General features: G+C 35.1%; 17 protein-coding genes. 10 read left to right on the forward strand and 7 right to left on the reverse strand.

Annotation, left to right across the window (positions count from 1 at the left end; translation table 11 throughout):
• Positions 1-8: 8 nt before the first annotated feature.
• The 4 genes from AWW83_RS02890 to AWW83_RS02905 form a co-directional block, all read right to left on the reverse strand.
• Positions 9-1,436, reverse strand: a complete 1,428-nt coding sequence (locus tag AWW83_RS02890) for a 2-oxoacid:acceptor oxidoreductase family protein (protein ID WP_092348180.1) — start codon at positions 1,434-1,436, stop codon at positions 9-11.
• A gap of 9 nt (positions 1,437-1,445) precedes the next feature.
• Positions 1,446-2,522 carry a 3-methyl-2-oxobutanoate dehydrogenase subunit VorB gene (locus AWW83_RS02895; RefSeq protein ID WP_092348182.1) on the reverse strand — a complete coding sequence of 359 codons (1,077 nt, stop codon included), beginning with the start codon at positions 2,520-2,522 and terminating at the stop codon, positions 1,446-1,448.
• A 79-nt stretch (positions 2,523-2,601) separates the two neighbouring features.
• Positions 2,602-2,862, reverse strand: a complete 261-nt coding sequence (locus tag AWW83_RS02900; RefSeq protein ID WP_092348184.1) for a 4Fe-4S dicluster domain-containing protein — start codon at positions 2,860-2,862, stop codon at positions 2,602-2,604.
• A 21-nt stretch (positions 2,863-2,883) separates the two neighbouring features.
• Positions 2,884-3,201 carry a hypothetical protein gene (locus tag AWW83_RS02905; protein ID WP_092348186.1) on the reverse strand — a complete coding sequence of 106 codons (318 nt, stop codon included), beginning with the start codon at positions 3,199-3,201 and terminating at the stop codon, positions 2,884-2,886.
• Positions 3,202-3,467: 266 nt separating this feature from the next.
• Between AWW83_RS02905 and AWW83_RS02915 the strand changes: the two genes are divergently transcribed.
• The 7 genes from AWW83_RS02915 to AWW83_RS02945 all read left to right on the forward strand — a co-directional run bounded on the left by AWW83_RS02915 (position 3,468) and on the right by AWW83_RS02945 (position 12,690).
• Positions 3,468-4,322, forward strand: a complete 855-nt coding sequence (locus AWW83_RS02915) for a hypothetical protein (protein ID WP_092348190.1) — start codon at positions 3,468-3,470, stop codon at positions 4,320-4,322.
• A gap of 16 nt (positions 4,323-4,338) precedes the next feature.
• Positions 4,339-5,928 (forward strand): hypothetical protein, encoded by a 1,590-nt coding sequence (locus tag AWW83_RS02920; RefSeq protein WP_092348193.1) that lies wholly within the window; start codon positions 4,339-4,341, stop codon positions 5,926-5,928.
• Entirely contained in the window at positions 5,918-7,576 is a 1,659-nt protein-coding gene (locus AWW83_RS02925) for a hypothetical protein (protein ID WP_092348196.1), read from the forward strand. Before AWW83_RS02920 ends, AWW83_RS02925 begins: the two co-directional genes overlap by 11 nt.
• Positions 7,506-8,621, forward strand: a complete 1,116-nt coding sequence (locus AWW83_RS02930) for a hypothetical protein (protein WP_143713870.1) — start codon at positions 7,506-7,508, stop codon at positions 8,619-8,621. Before AWW83_RS02925 ends, AWW83_RS02930 begins: the two co-directional genes overlap by 71 nt.
• Before the next feature lie 19 nt (positions 8,622-8,640).
• Positions 8,641-10,269, forward strand: coding sequence for a hypothetical protein (locus AWW83_RS02935; protein ID WP_092348202.1), 1,629 nt, complete (start codon positions 8,641-8,643; stop codon positions 10,267-10,269).
• A 19-nt stretch (positions 10,270-10,288) separates the two neighbouring features.
• Entirely contained in the window at positions 10,289-11,599 is a 1,311-nt protein-coding gene (locus AWW83_RS02940; protein WP_092348204.1) for an NAD(P)-binding domain-containing protein, read from the forward strand.
• Positions 11,600-11,664: 65 nt separating this feature from the next.
• Positions 11,665-12,690 carry a bis-aminopropyl spermidine synthase family protein gene (locus tag AWW83_RS02945; RefSeq protein ID WP_092348207.1) on the forward strand — a complete coding sequence of 342 codons (1,026 nt, stop codon included), beginning with the start codon at positions 11,665-11,667 and terminating at the stop codon, positions 12,688-12,690.
• 2 nt (positions 12,691-12,692) lie between these two features.
• Here the strand turns inward: AWW83_RS02945 and hflX are convergent, their stop codons facing one another.
• Complete coding sequence (hflX, locus tag AWW83_RS02950; protein WP_092348210.1) at positions 12,693-13,955, reverse strand: GTPase HflX; 1,263 nt, start codon at positions 13,953-13,955, stop codon at positions 12,693-12,695.
• Positions 13,956-14,177: 222 nt separating this feature from the next.
• Here hflX and AWW83_RS02955 point away from each other — a divergent pair, with 222 nt between their 5' ends.
• The 3 genes from AWW83_RS02955 (at position 14,178) to AWW83_RS02965 (ending at position 17,600) form a co-directional block, all read left to right on the forward strand.
• Positions 14,178-14,669, forward strand: coding sequence for a cytochrome P460 family protein (locus AWW83_RS02955; protein ID WP_092348212.1), 492 nt, complete (start codon positions 14,178-14,180; stop codon positions 14,667-14,669).
• 60 nt (positions 14,670-14,729) lie between these two features.
• Entirely contained in the window at positions 14,730-15,356 is a 627-nt protein-coding gene (locus AWW83_RS02960) for a MarR family winged helix-turn-helix transcriptional regulator (protein ID WP_092348215.1), read from the forward strand.
• Positions 15,357-15,425: 69 nt separating this feature from the next.
• Positions 15,426-17,600: a S9 family peptidase gene (locus AWW83_RS02965; protein ID WP_143713871.1), complete on the forward strand. Its 2,175-nt coding sequence runs from the start codon at positions 15,426-15,428 to the stop codon at positions 17,598-17,600.
• A 3-nt stretch (positions 17,601-17,603) separates the two neighbouring features.
• On the opposite strand, the gene AWW83_RS02970 is transcribed toward AWW83_RS02965, so the two are convergent.
• Both AWW83_RS02970 and AWW83_RS02975 read right to left on the reverse strand, forming a co-directional pair.
• Complete coding sequence (locus AWW83_RS02970; protein ID WP_092348217.1) at positions 17,604-19,109, reverse strand: DUF4159 domain-containing protein; 1,506 nt, start codon at positions 19,107-19,109, stop codon at positions 17,604-17,606.
• Positions 19,099-19,938, reverse strand: a complete 840-nt coding sequence (locus AWW83_RS02975) for a hypothetical protein (RefSeq protein ID WP_092348220.1) — start codon at positions 19,936-19,938, stop codon at positions 19,099-19,101. The genes AWW83_RS02970 and AWW83_RS02975 overlap by 11 nt, the downstream gene beginning before the upstream one ends.
• Positions 19,939-19,944: the final 6 nt, after the last annotated feature.

Raw genomic sequence — 19,944 nt, forward strand, 5'->3', positions numbered from 1 at the left:
AATTTAATTTACATCACATATTCAATCCCAGCTTCAATAGCCCTTCTATTTAATTCGTTAAGTTCTTTCCTCTTCACAACTATATCAAGTGCATCAAAAACACTTTCTTTCGTGAGTATCCCCGTGTATCCAATATACGCACCAAGCATAACCATATTTGCAACTTTCGTTGAACCGATGTCATCGGCAATCTTCGTAGCAGGAACTGGAATAACTTCAACATCCTTTCTTGATGGCTCAATGTCAATCAACGAGTTATCATAAATAATCAAACCACCAGATTTAACTGTTGGCTCAAATTTTTCAAGTGAAGGTCTGTTCATAACGATTAAAGCTGTCGGAATTGAAACAAGGGGCGATGCAATTTCAAATTCAGAGATATTGACATGACAATTTGCTGTTCCACCTCTCATCTCAGGTCCATAAGATGGAAGCCACGACACATTATACTCTTCAAGCATTCCCGCTTGTGCGAGGACAAGTCCAAGCAACAAAATTCCTTGCCCACCAAAGCCAGCAACTTTTATCTTCGGATTTTTATATTTTTCAGCAACTATGTTTCTTTGATACTTTTTCATCGTTAATGTTTCACCATCAACGCCAATTGCTTTTTTAATTTCCTCTGGGCTTAAAACTTTCTTTTCAAATTTTACAGGTTCAACTTTGTCTGAGATGTCTTTAAAAACTCCAAGCGGGAAATACTTTGTCATAACTTCATTTATCCATTTTTCTGCGTCTGGTGGATTCATTCCCCAACCGGTTGGGCAAGCGGAAAGCGCCTCAACAAATGCGAAACCTTTATTTTCCATCTGAATTTGAATTGCCTTTCTGACTGCTTTCCTTGCACGAGCCATGTTTTTAGCATCTGTAAGAGCCACTCTTTCAACATAAACGGGTGCATCAAGCGTTGCAATTAATTCAGCCATTTTAAGAGGGTAACCTTCATTACGAATATCTCTACCGCGCGGTGTTGTTGTTGTCTTCATACCAGGCAATGTTGTCGGGGCCATCTGCCCGCCTGTCATTCCGTAAATTGCATTGTTAACAAAAAAGACAGTGATGTGCTCACCACGATTTGCAGCGTGCAAAATTTCATTCCCACCAATCGCAGCAAGGTCTCCATCTCCCTGATAACTTATGACTATGCTGTGCGGATGAACTCTTTTTATCCCCGTTGCAACTGCCGGAGCTCTGCCGTGGGCAACTTGAATATGACCTGTGTCAAAATAATAATACAGAAAAACAGAACAACCAACTGGATTTATGATTATAACTCTATCTTGAATTCCAAAATCTTCTATTGCTTCTGCAATTAACTTGTGAAGTTTTCCATGACCACATCCGGGACAATAGTGCGTGTTAATTTTGTCTGCATCTGGTTTTCTTGTGAAAACCTCATAAAAAGTTCCGGGTTTTTTAAGTATTGTTGTCGCCATTTTCTCACCTCACTTTTGATGTTCAATTTCTTTTTCAACTTCCTTAAACACATTTTTAACTTGCTCAATTATTTCCTCAGCCGATGGAACCATCCCACCACATCTTCCATAAAATCTAACTTCACACATTCCATTCAAAGCAAGTTTCACATCATCAACCATTTGACCCGTGCTTAATTCAACAACGAAAAATAAACTTGCAGTTTTTGCAAGTTCCCTTATTTTTTCCTCTGGAAACGGGAAAAGAGTAATCGGTCTTAACAAACCAACTTTATATCCATCTTCACGCATTATATCAACAACACTCTTTAAAATTCTTGACACAATTCCGTATCCAACGAGTATAACTTCGGCATCTTCGGTTTTATAAGCTTCATATCTTACTTCATTTCTCTTAATTCTTTCATATTTCTCTTTCAATCGCAAATTATGCTGTTCCAGTTCCTCTGGGGCAAGATAAATTGATGTGATCAAATTATGTCTTGTTTCAGCCGTTCCATCAACGCACCACGATTTATCAATTTCTGGAAACTTCGGCTCTGGAAATTCAACAGGTTCAACCATCTGACCTATAAAACCATCTGCCAAGACATAAACAGGTGTTCGGTATTTTTCAGCAAGATCAAAAGCAAGATATGTTAAGTCGCACATTTCCTGAACAGAATTTGGAGCAAGGACAATGACTTTATAATTACCGTGTCCGCCACCTTTTACAACTTGATAATAATCTCCCTGCTCCGGTGCGATATTACCAAGACCTGGACCACCTCTCATAATATCAACTATAACCATCGGAAGTTCTGCTCCAGCTGCGTATGAAACTCCCTCCTGCATAAGGCTTATACCTGGGCTTGATGATGCAGTCATAGCTCTTACACCACCACTTGCTGCACCAAAAAGCATATTAATTGCAGCTACCTCACTTTCAGCTTGAATAAACACACCGCCTACTTCTGGCATTAAAAGAGAAGCTGCTTCTGCAATCTCACTTGCTGGCGTGATCGGATAACCGAAAAATGCTCTACAACCCGCAAGAATTGCTCCCCTTACAACCGCTTCATTACCTTTCATCAATTGTTTAGCCATTTTCAAAGTTCCTTTTTGTTTTTTACACTGCTAATGTTTTTAGCAGTTAAAATTAAAAAGCGAGGCATTTTTGCCTCGCTTAATTTAAAGTTAAAATCTCTTCATCAACAACTGCACCACGTTTGTAAACAGTTATAGCACCAGGCTCTGGGCACGCATAAAAACAAACACCACAACCAGTGCAACCATCCCCAACATATTCAGCATAATGATAACCTCTTGAATTGAACTTGTCAGAAATTTTCAATACATCCACAGGACATGTCTCAATGCAAAGCGTGCAACCTTTGCATTGTTCCTTGTTAATTTTGATGAAGGCTTTTTGAAGTGTAATTTGCATCTTCCCTCCAAAAATTTCGTTTTAAATCCAGAGATCAATATCGTATTCTTTCCTCTGCGAAAGACGGATATTTTCCTTCGCTTTGTTTAAAATCTCCTTAACAGATTCAACGCTATCGGATATCTTGTCAAGTTCTTCACCTATAAGATCAAGATAAATTTTTTTATTTCTTTTCCCTTTCATCTCCAAAATGTTAGCCCATATTTCATCGGTTCTCCGTTCAATTTCCCCGAGTTCCTTTATCGCCTGATTTATCAAAATCATCACCTCTTCTTTTGAAGTTCTTCGGAAGTACCGGCTCACTCGCTTTATTCTTTCAGCAAAGTTTATATTTCGCATCTTTTAAATTTGGCTTTTGTTTTTTCACTTTTAAATTTATTTCCATTCGCATTAAAAAGCAAACTATGTGCCAGATGATTCCCTGCGATAACACGAAAAATCTTGAAACTTTCAAAAAAATTTGTCCCAAACTGACACATTCTAAAACTATGCGTAGAATTTTTTAACATTAGAGTTCATTAATTTTGACCTACATCACTTGACATAAAAATTTGCAGATTTTAAATTTACTTCAAAAAGTGAGAAGGTGGCTTCATAGTCATTATTTGCTTTTTCTTTTATTGATTAGTTTCGTAAGTGGTGCAATTATTTTCATAAATGGTTTTTCCTATTATACCTCATCTTTTGAGAAAAGACCTTTACAAAGGGAACACGAAGCACTTAAACCCAGTGGTAAAGTAGGGCATGGACTTGGGATCATTGGAACATCAATGATAATAATTGGAGTTGCATCTTATTCATCAAGAAAAAGATTAAAAATGCTTTCAACTGCTGGAAATATAAAGGACTGGCTAAACATACACATATTTCTTTGCCTTACAGGTCCGATTTTAATTCTTTTTCATACGACATTTAAATTTTCCGGAATAGCAGGCGCATCGCTGTGGTCAATGTTATCAGTTGTGTTAAGCGGTATAACAGGAAGATACATCTATATTCAAATTCCAAAGGGTCTCAAAGGAAACGAACTTACAGCAATTGAGCTTGAAGAAATGAGAAGGGAAATACAAGGCAAAATAATTAAAGAATTTAAAGAGCTAAATTCAGATATTTTAAACGCAATTGACAAGATAATTACTTTCAAAAAGCCAACAAAGGAATCAACTTTAAGCGTAATTTTATCACTTCTTGTTGACGATTTGATCGGACGGAGGAAAAAATTTTCACGGTTGAAAAAACTTTTAAAAAGTTACGGATTAAAACACAAAGATTTAAAAAATCTCGTGAAACTTGAAGAACAACGGTATCTCATCATGCGTAGAATAATTTTGCTTGACACATTGAGACAGATTTTCAAATACTGGCATGTAATACATCTGCCGTTTACGATAATTATGTTTATTCTTCTTACGGTGCATGTGCTTGTCGCTTTTATTCTTGGGTATCTCTGGATTTTCTAAAAAAGAATGAAAACATATGTTTAATTTCACATACATAATTTTGCTTATCTTACTCCAAATATCGCCGGGGAAATTATCCGAATCACATAAAAATCTTGAAGGCGTAGATAATTGTCTAAAATGTCACGCCGTTGCTCAAAAAATTACAAATGATAAATGTTTGAACTGCCATACTGAGATAAAAAATTTAATCTCAAACGAAAAGGGATACCACTATTTCGTTAAAGATGAAAATTGCGCAAATTGTCATAAAGAACATTTTGGAAGAAATTTCAAGTTGGTAAACTTTGATGAAAAATCTTTTGATCACAACCTCACCAAATTTAAACTTGAAGGAGCTCATGCAAAATTAAAATGTTCAAGTTGCCATAATCAAAAATTTTTTAAAGGTGAGAAATACAAAAACGGAACTTTCCTCGGACTTGGAACAAAATGTCTGGATTGCCATCAAGATGCTCATATGGGACAGCTAAGTCAAAACTGCCTTGAATGTCATACATTTGAAAAATGGGATCTGGCTCTAAAAACATTTAACCACGATAAGGCAAGATTTAAACTCACCGGGCTTCATAAAAATGTAAATTGTTATTCCTGTCATCCGAAATCTAAATCAGGAAATGTGCTCTTTACCGTTTTTAAAAATCTAATCTTTTCAAGTTGTTCAAATTGCCATAATGATTTCCATAAAGGTAAATTCGGCGAATGCGAAAAATGTCATTCAACAACCGGATGGCAAAATTTAAAAATAAAATTTGACCACAACTTAACAGATTACAAGCTTGATGGTATGCATAATTTACTCAAATGTGAAAAATGCCATAACAAAGTCAAAAAGATCAAAAATGAAAGTGATTATATCAGCAATTTCAAAATTAGACACAAGTTATGCCTTGACTGTCACACGGACTATCACGGCGGGGTCTTTATGAAAAGAAAATCAAAAGGGGATTGCTCGGATTGTCATAATACCAGCGGGTTTGCCCTGATAACTTTCACAACGACAAGACATAATCTTGAGACAAGATTTAAATTAACAGATTCACACTTAACAATTCCATGTTTCAAGTGCCATAGAATAAATAACACCCAAAACTTTTATTGGATTAATTTGCTTTGTCAATCATGTCACATTGACAACCACGGAAACCAGTTTGCAAACGATAAAGGCGAAACATACTGCGAAAGATGTCATAAAACGACAAAATGGGATGATTTAAAATTTAATCACAACGAAACGAAATTTAAACTTGATGGAAAACATAATCAAGTTCCTTGCAATAAATGTCATTACGAAAAATTAACAGTGAATAATTTTCAATTTGTAAAGTATGTCAACACACCACTTGAATGTGAATCATGCCATAAAGATATACATCTTGGACAATTTGCAAGCAATAATTCTTATACGGATTGTTCACGATGCCACACCCCAGAAGGTTGGAAAGAACTTAAATTTAACCACAACACTGATTCAAAATTTAAACTTACAGGGGCTCATGAAAAATTAGAATGTCAAAAATGTCATAAAATTGAGAATTCACCAGTAGGTAATTTTACGAGATATAAACCATTGCCAATAAATTGTGAGGGTTGCCATGCTGGTTAGATTAATTTTGCTTTTTATTCTCTTTCAAAGTTTTGCTTACTCGCAGAATTCACCACACGGAAAGATAAATTTTCCCTGCTCCGATTGTCATACAACTGAAACATGGAAGGTTGATTTAAACAAAATAAAGTTTAACCACGATAAAACTGGCTTTAAATTACTCGGGCAACACAGTCGCATAAAATGTAATGATTGCCATCAGAAACTTATATTTTCAAAAACGCCGACGCAATGCGTCGCCTGCCATTACGATTTTCATAAATCAACCCTTGGTCTTCAATGTCAGAGATGTCATAACTTTGATACATGGAAAATTCCAGATTTTCGTGAAAAGCATAATCAAACCAGATTTGCACTTGCGTTCGCTCATAAAAATCTTGATTGTTCATCTTGCCATAAATCACTTGCCGAATTCTCATCCTTACCCGTTGAATGTTATGGATGTCATAAGAAAAATTATGAAAATGTATCTTTTCCAAATCATGCACTTGCCAAATTTAGCTTAAATTGTGTTGAATGTCATCCTGTAAATGCGCTGACTTGGAAAAACATAAATTTCGTTCATCCTGACCAACCTCTTAAACTTGATGGTAAACACGCTATGACGGATTGTTATAAATGTCATAATGGGATATTTGCTGGCACCCCAGCAGATTGTTTTAGTTGCCATCAACATAATTTCGTAAATGCAAAAAATCCCAATCATGTAAATTCAGGAATTAATCATGAGTGTAGTTCATGTCATACAACAAATAGCTGGAAACCATCAACATTTGACCATAATAAAACAAGTTTTAAACTCACAGGTGCACACTTAACAGTTGAATGTTCATCCTGCCATAAAGGAACGCTAACAGGCACTCCAACAGATTGTTATTCCTGTCATCAAAACAATTTTGCTTCAACGACAAATCCAGATCATAAATTGCTTGGTTTTCCAACAAATTGTGAACAATGTCATACGACAAATGGATGGAGACCTGCTACATTTGACCATAACAAAACAAATTTTGCATTAACTGGAAAACATACAGCAGTTCAATGTCAAGATTGCCATAAATCAACTTACAAAGGCACTCCAACAGATTGTTATTCCTGTCATCAAAACAATTTTGCTTCAACGACAAATCCAGATCATAAATTGCTTGGTTTTCCAACAAATTGTGAACAATGTCATACGACAAATGGATGGAGACCTGCTACATTTGACCATAACAAAACAAATTTTGCATTAACTGGAAAACATACAGCAGTTCAATGTCAAGATTGCCATAAATCAACTTACAAAGGCACTCCAACAGATTGTTATTCCTGTCATCAAAACAACTATGCTAATGCGCTTATACCTGTGCATACAGTTGGTTATCCGTATAATTGTGAAATGTGCCACACAACAAGCGGGTGGAGACCATCAAGCTTTAATCACGATGCTCAGTACTTTAAAATCTACTCTGGAAAACATAGTTTTTCTAAGGGGCGATGGAAACTTTGTGCTGATTGTCATCTTTCAGCTCCGAATTCGTTTAACGAGTTCTCATGCACTACGAAATGTCATAACAACAGAACAAAAATAGATAATGAACACAAAAATGTTTCGGGCTACATCTATGATAACAACGCTTGCTATTCTTGCCATAGAAATGTTTAAAAACAAAAATTTTTACCGAAAGATGTTTAGATATTTTCCCTTGCTTTTATTAATTACAAGTTTTGTGTTTTCACAATCACCGCATGGCGAAATTAAAATTGATTGCTCAAACTGTCATACAACATCTGAATGGATACCGATAAAGGAAAAAATTGACTTTGATCACTCAACGACTGGCTTTCCACTGCTTGACTCACACGCTGGACTTAATTGTATTGATTGTCATAAGAAAGAAAAAGATGGAAGTTTAATTTTTTCTAAAGTTGAATCAAGATGTTCTGCCTGCCATTTTGATTTTCACAATGGCAACCTTGGAGACAAATGTCAGAGTTGTCATTCTTTCAAGACATGGAAATTATATGATGTTGTAAGAAAACACAACAAATCAAGATTTCCTCTCCTTGGCGCTCATGCATCTGTAAAGTGCGAAAGTTGTCATTTAAAAAATGGGATCTTTCAAACTTATTTAATTCCACTTGAATGCATATCCTGCCACGAGAAAAATTACATTGAAGCGAAAAAACCAAACCATATCTCTTTAAATTTCAGCAAAAACTGCAATGATTGCCATACGATTAAAACAGTTTCGTGGCATGGGGAAAGAGCGTTTCACAACAAAACTGGATTTCCTCTAACAGGGGCTCATGCTATTATATCCTGTGATAAATGCCATCAAAACTGGGAATTTAACTTAACTTTGCCCGCAGATTGTTACAGCTGTCATAAAACGCAATATGAACAAACAACAAATCCAAATCATCAACTTGCTGGTTTCCCAACCAATTGCTCAGTTTGTCACAATACCTCAAGCTGGAGACCTGCAACTAATTTTGATCACGATAAAAACTTTTTCAGAATTTACTCGGGAGAGCATAGAAACAAATGGAGAAGTTGCAACGATTGTCATATTAATCCAGCGGATTACAAAAACTTTTCATGCATCACATATTGCCATTCGCAAGCTTCAACTGATAGAAAGCATAGAAATGTATCTGGTTATAGATATGAAAGTTCTGCTTGCTATTCTTGCCATAGAAATGTTTAAAAACTAAATTTGGTGCTCTATGATAACTTCAAAGTTTAAAATCTTGTTTTTTGCGACGGTATCTCTGTTATTATTTAAACTCCACTTATTCGCTCAGATAAAAAAGGATACAATTGAAATAAAAGGTAAAGTAATTTTTTTAACAATTGACGAAGTTTATTTTGACATCGGCGCAAAAGATGGGCTCTCGGTAAATGACACAGTATTAATTTTCAGAAATGACTCAAAAATTGACTCATTGTTTATCACAGATATTTCAGAACAGTATTCTAAAGCAAAATCAGAATTTGAGAAAGTCAAAAATATAAAAATTGGGGATATCGCCGTAGTGCGAAAAATTAAAGAACAAGTCCAAGAACAACACGAGGTAAAAATTTTATCCGAACAAAACAAAGAAAACAATGTAAAGCTACAAACTGAAAAGGTTGAATTTAAAGCCTTAACTAAAAAAGGACAGACATTAAAGTCGCATGGCAGGATTGCACTACAAAATTATTCCCTGTTTTCACAATCTTACAGCTATCAAAGACCCGCTCTTTTATTCGTTGCAAATTTTGACAAGTTCTTTTTTGACAATCTAAAAATTAACACCTATGCAAAAATTGAGAATAATTTCTCAAAAAGTCCAATTTCGTCAAATAAACAAACCCGGCTTTTGATTTACCAACTCTCAATTGAATACCAACTCACAAATCTTGTCCTTTCGGCAGGAAGGATTTTCCCATACCAAAGCCCGGGCATCGGCGGAAGCGATGGAATTCAACTAATGATGAGAAATCAAACTCTTTCATTTGGCTTTGTAGCGGGAACTCAACCACAAATGGACAACAACACATTCAACTTTTCAAATCCAAAATTTTCGTTTTTTATCGCAAAAGATTTTAGAAATTCATCAATCTCCGGAAGAATGTCGCTCTCATACTCAAAAATTCTCAAAAACAGAAAACTAGAAGAAGAATTCCTTTATGTTCAAAACTTCATCAGAGTTAGCAAATTAACAGATATATATCTATCTGCGCAGGTTGATTTAAACAAATCAACAAATGGACAAACTGTTAAAAAATTAAATTTCCGAAATGTTTTCACATCTTTGTCATTTACACCATTGAACTGGTTCAGATTCTCACTTGATTTTAACACTTATAGAAGCGCATATCTTTTTGAAACAATGAAAAATTTGCCGGACTCAATCATTGATAAAAGATTTAGAAGCGATCTCCGCGGTAGATTTTATATAAACCTGCCTTTTGACATAACTTTAAATTTAACTTCATCACTTCGCTCAATTCAAGGCGAAAAAAGAAAAGATTCTTTTTCATCTGGGTATGTCAGCATTGACGATATTTTTTCATCAGGGTTTGACATAACAGCTGGTTTATCATACGCAAATACACGTTTCAGCAAAATTTTGAGCGAAGAAATTTCATTTGAAAAATTTTTCAGTAATAGAAACATCGGATTGAATTGCAATTTTACCTCATACGCTTATACAGCGTCCGTTGGTGAGAAATTTACAAATTTAATTTTGCGCGCTGGCTTTATTTTTAACATTGGCAAAAGTTATAGCGTTTTAATTGACTATGAAAGAAACTGGCAAAAATCAGCAGGCACAAATTTAATTTTCGGTGAGATCTCGTATAGATTCTAAAAATCAACAGAGATTATTTATGGAAACATTAGCGACGCTTGGCATCACTATTTTTTTGATCTTCGTTATTTTTGTTCCGTATTACATTAGATTCAGGAGAAAAGAGGAATTAGCAAAGAAAAAACTTGAAGAAGCTAAAATTGATGGATTGGTTGAAGCATACGGGCTTCATCCAAAAATAGATCAAAATGTTTGCATAGGTTGCGGTAGCTGTGTTAAGGCTTGTCCAGAAGGAGATGTCCTTGAAGTTGTTGAAGGTAAGGCGACGATCATAAATGGTTATAAATGTGTTGGACATGGCTTATGTGCCCAAGTATGTCCTGTTGGAGCAATTGAACTTGTTCTTGGTAGCCCGACAAAAGTTATTGAAGTCCCAGAAGTTGATGAAAATTATCAAACGAATGTTGAGGGCATCTTTATCATAGGCGAACTTGGTGGTATCGGATTAATTAGAAACGCGGTTGAACAAGCAAAAAAATGTATTGAATATATCGCAAAAAATAGACCCAAAAGCGAAACCCAAGAACAATATGACCTTATAATTGTAGGTGCTGGTCCGGCTGGATTGACCGCCTCTCTTTCTGCGCTAAAATACAAACTAAAATACATAACGCTTGAACAAGAAGAGAACATCGGAGGAACAATTTTGCACTATCCAAGACAAAAAATTGTAATGACTTTTCCCGTTGAACTTCCACTCTATGGCAAGTTGAAATTTTATGAAGTTCCAAAGGAGACGCTATATCAAGCTTGGATTGAAATTGTTAATAAATTTTCTCTAAACATAAAGACGGAGCAAAAAGTTGTTGACATTGTAGTTGAAGATGGGCTTTTCAAAGTTTTAACTGAAAAAGGAGAAAGTTATTATGCCAAAAATGTCGTCCTTGCCCTTGGAAGGCGCGGGTCTCCGAGAAAACTTGGCGTTCCAGGTGAAGAACTTGGCAAAGTTTCATACAAATTAATTGAAGCAGAAAATTACAACAACTGCAACATCCTTGTAGTTGGTGGAGGAGACAGCGCTGTGGAATCCGCAATGGCTTTAGCAAATCAAATAAACAACAACATCACGATTTCATACCGTGGGGATGCTTTCAAATCAATAAAGCAAAGAAATCGCGAAAGAATTCAAAAATATATACAAGAGGGCAAAATCAAAGTGATTTTTAATTCAAATGTCAAAGAGATAAAACCTAATTCGGTAATTTTAAAAACTCTAAACGGAGAGATTGAACTCCCGAACGATTATGTTTTTATCTTTATAGGTGGAACCCTTCCATACGATCTGCTTAAAAAGATTGGGGTGAAAATAATTCAAAAAAGCGGTAATTAACCCAACCTTTGCAAATTAACACGCATAGTTGTAAATTTATTTAAAAAAATTCAAAGGCGGTGGTTATGGCGAACGAAAGGATAAAGAATCAAATTTTACGCTCGCTTTCATCTGGACCGAAAACTTTCTGGGAAATTATGAACCGACAGGATGGAACCCTGAAAGAACTATACCAAACCTTGAACAAACTCTTAAAAGAAAATGTGATAAAAAGAGAAAACGATATTTTTTATCTCAATGGTCAACCTAAACTAAAAACATATCCTGATCCAAGATGTGAGAATTGTAGAGGCGGGATACAAATAAAAGGTGATTACATCAAAATTTTTGAAACTTATAAAGAGATCGTAAAAAACAGACCTCTGCCATCAATTGAATATGACCAAGGTTTTATAAGCGCTGAAGATGCGATAAGAAGAGCAATTTTCATGTATGAAAGAGGAGACATTGAAGGAAAATCAATCTTTATCCTTGGAGACGATGACCTTGTAAGCATTGTAATTGGATTGCTTGGCGTTGCAAAAAATATAACTGTTCTTGAAATAGATAAGAGATTAAACGATTTCATAAACGATGTCGCAAAAGAATACAATCTGAACATCAAAACCATAACACACGATGTCCTTGATTCCTTTCCGAGAAAAGAAATGAACAAATATGATACCTTCCTCACTGATCCTGTTGAGACATTGCAGGGCTTCATACTTTTCATTTACAGATGTATGCAGGCATTGAAAAAGAGAAATTCGGTTGGGTATTTTGGGCTTACGCACATTGAAGCAAATCTTGAAAAGTGGTATCAAATTCAAAGGTTTATACTTTCAACAGGGATGGTTATAACGGATATAATTCGTGATTTCTCATATTATCCCGAAGATGAAAATCAATGGATTGAAAATTATAATTATTACCTCATAAACAGAAAACTCAAAATCGGCATTCCTAATGTCAATTGGTTCAGGTCCTCATTTTTTAGAGTTGAGGCGTATGACAAAATTAAACTTAGAAAACTTCCGAAAATAAAATCAGTCCACGATTTATATGTTGATAATGAAGCTTGGTGCACGGTTGAACTTGACAGTTGGAAATGAACTCAACTTAAAAGATACGATGAAATTTTTGGAAGGTGTCTTTTTTCTATCTTAATTTTTAGGGTCAAATGTTCATCATCCGTATATTTCACATCAAGAACTTCACCAAGTTTGTAAATTAGAGACATCGCTTCAGAATTTGAAACGCTTACTTTTCCTGTAATTTCAACATAATAATCATCAATGATGCTTAAAATTTTATCTTTCAATGCTTGGATATTAACACCACGCGATGCGGAGATAAAGACCGCATCTTTAAATTCATTTGCAAGATTGTAAATCAAACTTCTATCTTCAAGTTTATCAATTTTGTTAAATGCGGTAATTATTGGCTTATCAAGAGCACCAAGTTCATCAAGCGTTTGCTCAACAACTTTAATTTGTTCTCTAAAATTCACAGCTGAAATATCAACAACATGAATTAAGATGTCTGCTTCAACAATTTCATCAAGGGTTGATTTGAAAGATGCGATGAGATGATGTGGTAATTTTCTTATGAAACCAACCGTGTCCGTGAGTAAAATTTTTCTCGTTGGTGATAATCTGACGACTCTTGTCGTTGCATCAAGAGTTGCAAATAATTTATCTTCAACATAAACGTTTGCATCAGCCATAACATTTAGAAGGGTTGATTTTCCTGCGTTCGTGTAGCCAACGAGAGCAACTCTGAAAATATCTCGTCTTCCCTTTCTTTGAACTTTTCTTTGATTATCAATTTCGTTAAGCTTTCTTTTCAAAATAGCGATTTTTCTCTTAACAAGCCGTCTATCAGTTTCAAGTTGAGTTTCACCTGGACCCTTCGTCCCAATCCCACCATATTGTTTTGAAAGATGTCTCCATTTTCCGGTTAATCTCGGGAGAAGATACTCAAGCTGGGCAAGTTCAACCTGAATTTTCGCAGACGCTGTTCTTGCGTGCGAAGCGAAAATATCAAGGATAAGGGTTGTTCTGTCTATAACTTTACAGTTAATAACTTCCTCAAGATTTCTGACTTGTGCTCCGGAAAGATCATCATCAAAAATTACAATATCTATTTTATCTTCATCAACCATCTTTGCTATTTGCTCTGCTTTTCCCCTTCCAATGAAGAAAGCCGGATCAGGTCTTTCTCTTTCTTGATAAACTCTGTAAATCACATCAGCTCCTGCAGTATCAGCAAGAAGTTCAAGTTCATCAAGATATTCCTCAACCTGCGCCCTTGTTTGATTTGGAAAGATAACTCCAACGATTATAGCTCTTTCCCGCTCTCTGTTGTTATACGCCAAATCTCGCTTTTTAACTCTGCTTTGTTTTTATTTCTTTTTCATTTTCCGTTTATAATTTAAACAAGAATTCCAAAAAATCAAGTTTCATAAAACTAACCTCCGATTTTGTCTTCTTAAATACCCCAGATCCAATCCAGCCACTTAAACTTGACTTTTAGATTTTGATTTATTATATTTGTTAGGAATCCTAACTAATTTAAAAACTAAACTTATGGTGTAGCTATGATTAAAAAAGCAATTCTTCTCGTCGGGCTTGTTTCTCTTGCCGTTTCAATATCAATTCTCAATCTCGCCGGTGAATCAAAATCAACTGTTCCATACCCAGAGGGATACCGCAACTGGGTTCATGTAAAATCAATGCTTATCTTACAAGGTCATCCGCTTTACGATGCTTTTGGTGGAATTCATCATATTTACGCAAACAGCAAAGCCCTCACCGGCTATAAAACAGGCAAATTCCCTGATGGTTCTGTAATTGTTTTTGATCTTCTTGAAGCGAAATTTGAAAATAACACATATGTTGAGGGTGAGAGAAAAGTTGTTGGAGTGATGTATAAGGATTCAAGGAAGTTCAAAGAAACTGGTGGATGGGGGTTTGAAGCGTTCAAGGGAAATACGAAAGAAAGGGTCGTCAAAAATGCTGAACAAGATTGTTTTTCCTGCCATGCGTCGCAGGAATCAACAGATTTTGTTTTTAGTCAATACAGGAAGTAAATTTTAAGCAAATAGCGGGGCTTTCGTGCCCCGCTTTTTTGAAATAAAACCAAGTTTGAAATGACTTCTATCTTTGATCCAAAAGAACAAAGTGAAAACATTGATTTTAAAATTCTCGCTGGGCTTGAGAGAATCTCAAGAGTATTTAGAACTCTGCTCTGGGATGTTTCAAAAGATGTAAATTTAAGCCCAATTCAAATTCAGTTCTTAACATATCTTCTTTTCAATCCACCTCAAAGATGTCGCATTACCGACATAGCAAATGAGTTTAATCTTACAAAAGCAACTGTAAGCGATGCGATTTCATCACTTGAAATAAAAAATTTAATTTCAAAAATTGAAAGCAAAGATGATAAAAGAAGTTACATCATCAAACTAACTCCAAAAGGTAGAAAAGTTGCCGGACAGATTTCATCTTGGGCTGATGCTTTGAAGGATAGTTTGAAAAAATTTAACAAAGAAGAAAAAGAAACGATACTTACTTTTATATTCAAATTGATAGAGTCGCTTTACAACGCTGGAATTATAACACTTCAAAGAATGTGTTTTTCCTGCGCATATTTTCAGAAAAACGCTCACCCGGATTCAGATTCACCTCACCATTGCAATTTTCTTAACAAACCCCTTTCAATTGTTGAACTCCGACTTGATTGTGAAGATTATGTCAGCATTTCCAACGAAGAGTAATCAATGCTTGAAATTTTCAAAATTTTGAATTAACATTACATAAGATTGAAAACAAAATTTAAATTTCTTATGAGGAAAGCGAAATTAAATTTTATCTTGCTCATCTTAATATTCATCCTTCCCTTACAAGCCCAAAAGAAATTAACACTTGAAGACATCTTCAAAACTAACAAATTCAGGACAAACTTTCTTTTCAAGCAATGGTTAGCAGGTGAAGACGCTTACACAACTTTAAAGTATGATTCCCTGACAAAATCAATGGCTATTTTCAAATATGATTTAAAAACTGCAAAAGATGAAAAAATTGTCTCTTATGCGCAACTTGACTCACAAATTGAAAATTTTTCAAAAAATGTCAGTGCTTACTTTTTCTCACCGGATAAAAGATACATACTTTTCACGGGAAGTTTGCCAGCCAGAAGATTAAAAACCGGCGGTAATTTTTACCTATATGACACTCAATCAAAAATTTTGAAACAGATAACAAACACCGAAGAACAACAGGCAATTATAAAATTTTCTCCAAACGGAAGATATATTAGTTTTGTCCGAAGCAACAATTTATTCATTTACAATATCTCAACAGGTGAATTTAAACAATTAACATTTGATGGCTCGGAGACAATTTTAAATGGGCTTTTTGATTGGGTTTATGAAGAGGAATTCAGCATAATTGACGGATATGAGTGGTCTCCGGATGAAAAATACATCGCTTTCTGGCGACTTGATCAATCAAATGTTCCTGTTTTCAAATTGATTGATTATGAGCCGACTTATTTGAAAGTGATAGACCAACGCTACCCTTATGCAGGTTTTCCGAATTCAACAGTTAAAATTGGCATTGCAAATGTTCAAACTGGCGAGGTTAAATACATTGACTTTGGCAATGAAGATATTTACATCCCGAGAATTCAATGGACAAAAGAGCCAGAAATTTTATCTTATCAAAAACTTAACAGGTTGCAAAACAAACTTGAACTTATATTTTACAACATCAAAACAGGCGAGCAAAAAATAATTTTAACAGAGGAATCAAACACTTGGATTGATGTTCACGATTACTTAACATTTCTCAACGATAAGAGACACTTTATATGGGCAAGTGAAAGAGATGGGTGGCTTCATCTTTATCTTTACAGGATTGATGGAAAGCTTGTAAATCAAATTACAAAAGGCGAATTTGAAATTGACCAGCTTTGTTTCATTGATGAACGAAATGGAAAAATTTATTATACATCAACAGAGGTTTCACCGCTTGAGAGGCACCTATATGTCATAAATTTCAAAGGAACGCAAAAAAAGAGATTAACGCTTGAATCGGGCTGGCACAATGTTGAATTTTCTCCAAGTGGAAAATTTTTCATTGACAATTACTCAACAATAACGAAACCACCGAAGTGGAAACTTTATGATTACACTGGGAAATTTATCCGAACACTTGTTGATAATCCCGACGATATTCTTGCTGGCTACGATAAAGGAGAAGTTACATTTGAAGTCGTTGAAACAAGCGACGGTGTTAAGTTAAATGCCTGGATGATAAAACCAGCAAATTTTGATTCAACGAAAAAATATCCAGTGTTATTCTATGTCTATGGTGGACCAGGAAGTCAAACAGTGAGAAACGCATATCTTGGAAACTACCTCTGGTATCAATATCTTGCTCAAAATGGCTATATCATTTTCAGCGTTGATGGGCGTGGAACTGGGGCAAGAGGAAAAGCATTTAGAGGTGTGATTTATAAAAACCTCGGTTATTATGAATCAAAAGATCAAGCGGAAGCAGCGATTTACCTTGTAAAAAAATACAGATTTGTTGATGAGAAGAGAATCGGAATATGGGGATGGAGTTACGGCGGATATATGTCAAGCTTAACACTTTTCAAATTCGGCGATATATTTAAACTTGCGGTCGCTGTTGCGCCAGTTACGACATGGAAACTTTATGATACAATCTACACGGAAAGATATATGCAAACACCTGAATTAAATCCCGAAGGTTATGAAGAAAGCTCTGTGTTAAAATATGTAGATGCATTAAAAGGTAAATATCTTGTGATCCACGGAACGACAGATGACAATGTTCACTGGCAAAATACAATTCAACTTGTTGATAGACTTCAAAAAGCTGGAAAACAATTTTACACGATGTTTTATCCAAACAAAGACCACAGCATAGCCGGCAGAGACACACGCTATCATCTTTTCACACTTATAACAAATTTCATCATTGAGAATTTGTAAAATTTATCGCTCTGATTTCATCGCAACCTGACGAGTTGAGACGGCGTAAATTAAAATGTTGGAGAAAAGTTGAAGTTGAGATGTGTTGTCAATTTGTGGATTGTCAAACTTACTTAAAATTCTCATATAACCTTTGTTTGAAAAAACGACAATTAATCTTTTTTGCCAGAAAAGACCTTCAAGATAATTATATTTCTCTTCTCTCTCAAATTCTTTTGTCTCAACGATGTCGTCAGCTCCAAGAGGAAGCTCTTTTATCTTCGCCCAGATAGAATAAACCGAATGGGTTAAGAAAATTTTATCAACATAACTTCCGTCAAATCTTGATTTTATGCGTTCAAGCAAATCTCTTGCACCGAGATTAAACTGGCTTGATCTTGAATGATTTAGATCATCAATCAAAATTATTCCACCGTTTTTTATGCATGCGACGAAATTATCAACTGCAAGAGGTGAGAATTGAGGTTTGACAACACCACCGCTTATGATGACAAGGTCTGATTTTGCAATGCTTGGTGATTCCGCTCTTCCGCTTTCAAATGTAATTTTCAAATTTTCTTTTTTATTCAAAAAATCAATTAAATTTTTTATTCCCGCTTCAACGATTTCTTCGCCATCCCCACCGTATTTAACTTGAAAAATTTTTATTTCCTTTTCCTTCAAACTTTTCATATCAATGTTTTCACTCGCAGAAGCAATGATCTTTTCAACCTCGCCAACTTTACGAATCACAGGAACTCTTTTGAAATAAAAGTTTATGTCAATAAAATCACTTGGCATATTATTTTCATCATATCCAACTATAAAATTTTTCAGCACAACTTTAACCCTTTCAACTCCCTCCGACAATGGATCAAAAACAATAAGCCCCTCACGGCTATCGCCTTTATATAGCGGACGTCCATAAGTTAACATAGTTCTTCTTGCTATCCCCATCCTTGCTTCAAAGACATCTTCATCAATTCCGCTTGAACCTTTCCTTGCCCTGTAATACTCCTCAATGCTGTGGAACTTGCTTGTTTTCGCTTCAAGTCCATATGCGATGAATTTATCACCTCTGTCGCTTAATAAAATTGCGTTTTCTGGGTCAAAATTTATTTTTGGTGCAGTGTAATTGTAAATTGAAACTTTAAAGACGGTAAAACGATTTGGAGTATAGCCAAGTTCAGGATCAACCCAGTCGCCATAGGTATATGGGTTTGTTGAATAAATTCCGCCTTTTGATTCTTCTGGAAATTCAAAATTGTTAAGTTGATAATCGCTCATATATTTTATCTCAACTTTGAAAGTTCCCTTGTCAAAGACAATGGTCATTGAGTCCTTCCCGATGTAATAACTTGTATCTCCAACCATTTTAAGCATCTCAAGATCGGGGACGATTTCATATTCAACTTTTTGAGGTGGAAAAAATAGAAAACGATAAACATTATCGCATCCAGTCAATGCAAAAATTAAAATCAGAATCAAAGCAATTTTTCTCAACATTTTTAAAAGTGCTTTAATTTTCATTTACAAACTCAAATTTGAAATCAATCTCTTTTGTTTTGACATTTTCATCATAAATTGCAATTTCGGGTATAACAAGCAAAAGCCATTTCACTTTCTCTTTTGGTTTTCTAAAAACGACGATACCTCTTCTGACAACGCCTGGATATATTTTCTCGTCTCTTAACAAAATCTCACGAAGAAATTTTTTGTTAAGTTCTGTCCTTCTTTGACTTGTCAAAAGATAGCCAGCCCAGAATGGATCGTAAATTGTATATGGAGTTATATACCGCATTGGGTAAGGCACTGTCTCGGTTTGAATTATGTCGTCAATTTCAAGGGTTCTAAACTGATTTCTTCTATCATCAAGTAAAACGAACAGAGAAGGTTTAATTTCTATTTTATCATTTCGCATGTTTTCTATTCTGACATCAAAAATCAAATACGGTATTTTCCCGAAATCATCTTCAAACGGGCTCGGGATATTTCGTGGTGAAATTGGATTTCCAAAAACATCATAATAATTTCCGTATTCCTGTATGTGCATATACTCGTTGTAAGCGGATAAAATCTCGGCATTATCCTCTTCGGCATAGTTTATGTATTCGTCTTTCAAAATTTTTTCAAAATCCTTTTTATCATAAACTTTTCCAGCGGATAATTTTCTAATTTCTTCGGGTGTAAGCAATTTTACACTTATTTTAATGCTATCTTTCACAACTGTTGCAAGCGTCTCTTTAACCGCAAGAACAACTTTTGTCGGCTCGGGCATCTTATCATAATTTTCTTCAAGCAGATAAGCACAACCAGACAAAAATATGAGAACAAGGATTATTGAAAACTTAATTTTCATCTTAAT

This window comes from Candidatus Chryseopegocella kryptomonas (assembly GCF_001536065.1).
In the GTDB taxonomy this organism is placed as follows: domain Bacteria; phylum Bacteroidota; class Ignavibacteria; order Kryptoniales; family Kryptoniaceae; genus Kryptonium; species Kryptonium kryptomonas.